2 protein-coding genes are annotated in these 2,561 nt (G+C 55.1%); one reads left to right on the top strand and one right to left on the bottom strand.

Features of this window, described 5'->3' with window-relative positions; all coding sequences use genetic code 11:
• On the bottom strand, positions 1-520 hold a 520-nt coding region (locus tag K5905_RS31425; RefSeq protein ID WP_297591648.1), incomplete at its 3' end, for a hypothetical protein.
• Between the two features lie 296 nt (positions 521-816).
• On the opposite strand from K5905_RS31425, the gene K5905_RS31420 reads away from it, so the two are divergent.
• The gene (locus K5905_RS31420) at positions 817-2,457 is read left to right on the top strand and encodes a hypothetical protein (protein WP_297591647.1); all 1,641 of its coding nucleotides are present in this window, start codon (positions 817-819) and stop codon (positions 2,455-2,457) included.
• Positions 2,458-2,561 lie beyond the last annotated feature (104 nt).

The raw sequence follows: 2,561 nt of genomic DNA, 5'->3' as shown, positions 1-2,561 counted from the left end.
GGGCCGGGCGGCTCAGATCGAGTGATTTCGCCAGGTGCGGCAGGAGAACATTCAGGTTTTTCAACTCCTCGGCGGTCGCTGGCCCCCTTCCATCAGCGTACTGCAACGTAAACTGGCTGAGATCCAGATTATCCTTGTTCAAAAAGGCAATCACGCGATGGCGAAGTCCGAACTCCATCATTGATTTCACGTTCGGCTGTTTCAGGAACTCCTCGTAGTCGTCATAGACCTGTTCGTCGCTGATTGCTTCAATCTCGTCCGATGCAGACAGAACCGACTTGGCCAGGGATCGTTCGACTGTCTCGAGGCCCTGATATTGCAAAGCATAGTTTTTGAATTCGTGAATCGGAAAGGTGTTGCTCACATGCGCGATCTGAAAGGGCATGGTACCGACATTCTCGTCGCTTTCAAAAATTGCGCAACTGTAGGCACCTGACGCAATGACCAACCTATCCAACACATTCGGCCAGAGCTTCGGATCGATCGCAGCATCATAAATCGCGTGGATCAGCTCATTCATTCTCTGGTCCATTCCCGCCCCCCAATCGCAACAAACGGACTTGTTGGTTGCATTTCAGCTCAATTACCGCGAGCACGTCAACTCAACCACCGGTCTGTTGTAACAAGTTTCAACGGCTTAGGAACTCTGACCAGGATCGGATCTGACTGAGGACCTCTTCAGTTCGAACGACAAATAAACTTGACGTTACGTAATATATGCGTCTGAATCGATCTTCATAGCGTTTTCAAGTCATCCATCCTTATCCCCTTGGGGCTCGTATTTAGACCCCAACCAGCAACGGGAGGCGTTTTGTTATGGAATTCAACCTTGGAACCTATTCACGGAAGATCACCACATCCTCGGCAGAAGCGCAGAGGCTCTTCGATCAAGGATTGGTCTGGCTCTACGGATACAATCATGAAGCTGCAGCGCTCTGTTTTGAAAAGGCGCGCGATCAGGACCCCGACTGCGGTATGGCCTACTGGGGCATCGCCTATGCCATCGGTCCCAACTACAACAAACCTTGGGAATTCTTTGAGCCTGATGAACGCGTAACGGTTTTGAAGAAAGCCCGCGAAACAGTCGAAGCTGGTTTGGAACACCGCCAGAATCTGGCGCCGGTGGAAGTCGCGCTGATCGAGGCAATTGCCAAACGGTTTCCGGAAGACCCGACCGTTGAGGACTACCTGCCCTGGCATGATGCCTTTGCCGATGCAATGCGTCAGGTCCATGCCGCCCACATGCATGACCTCGATGTGACGACGATTTTTGCCGAGGCGTTGATGAACCGGACCCCGTGGCAACTTTGGGATCTGCCCAATGGAAAGCCGGCGGAAGGCGCTTCAACACTGGAAGCACAGGCCGCGCTTGAAACGATCTTCGAGGAACAAGCCGCTGCCTGGGATCATCCCGGCCTGCTGCATATGTATATCCACCTGATGGAAATGTCGCCGACCCCGGAAAAGGCACTCCGGCACGGAGACAGGTTGGTGGACCTGGTGCCCGACAGCGGTCATCTGGTGCATATGGCCACGCACATCGATGTTTTGTGTGGAGACTATCAAAATGTCGTCTGGCGCAACCACCGGGCGGCACAGGTCGATCGCAAATATGTGGAGGTCGCCGGAACAGAGAACTTCTATACGCTTTACCGGATTCACAACGTCCATTTCGAATCCTACGGCGCGATGTTTCTCGGTCAGCCGGACAAGGCTCTCGAAGCGGCCGAAGAACTGATGCGCATGCTGCCGGACAATGTCGTGCGCTTTTTCCCGGATCTGTTTGAGTCCTTTTACGGCAAGAAAATCCACGTCATGGTCCGTTTCGGCATGTGGCAGGAGATTCTGGACGAGCCCTTCCCGCAGGATCGGGACCTTTACTGCTACACCACGGCCGCCATGCTTCAGGCGCGGGCAATTGCCCTGGCAAATCTTGGCCGCCTTCAGGAGGCCGAGGCCGAACGGGAGCTTGCTGTCGCTGGCCGCAAGGCCGTCCCGGAAAGCCGCATGGTCTTCAACAACACAGCAGATGATGTACTGCTTGTTGGCGAAGCGATGATGGACGGTGAAATTGCATTCAAGTCCGGTGGCCGCGCGGACGGGCTGGAGCATTTGCGTCGATCGGTCGAACTTGATGACAATCTTCTTTACGACGAGCCCTGGGGCTGGATGCAACCGACCCGCCATGCACTTGGCGCCCTGTTACTGGAGGACGAACGCTTTGAAGAAGCCGAAGCGGTCTATCGCGCGGACCTGGGTCTCGACGACACGCTTGCCCGCGCCTGTCAACACCCACAGAATATCTGGAGCCTTCACGGTCTGCATGAATGCCTCGTGCGCCGCAGTGAACTGACGGAAGCCAAACACATCAAGCTTCTTCTGGACAAGGCAACCGCCCGGGCCACAGTCCCGATCCACGCTTCCTGTTACTGCCGCAGCAAGGCCAAGGCGGCATAGATCGACAACTTGAGGCCAGAAACCTCAAACACAGCTCCGATTGAACCCGCATCAATCGGGGCTGAAGGCATCGCGGCAAAGACCTTCGGCTTCTGCAAGCCAGC

The sequence above is a fragment of the Roseibium sp. genome (genome assembly GCF_025698965.1).
In the GTDB taxonomy this organism is placed as follows: Bacteria; Pseudomonadota; Alphaproteobacteria; order Rhizobiales; family Stappiaceae; genus Roseibium.
Note: the sequence above shows the minus strand (reverse complement) of the source record. Positions and strands in the feature narration are given on the sequence as shown.

Excerpts from the sequence above, each read along its gene's own strand:
- K5905_RS31420 (WP_297591647.1), top strand. The coding sequence starts at position 817 with ATGGAATTCAACCTTGGAACCTATTCACGGAAGATCACCACATCCTCG.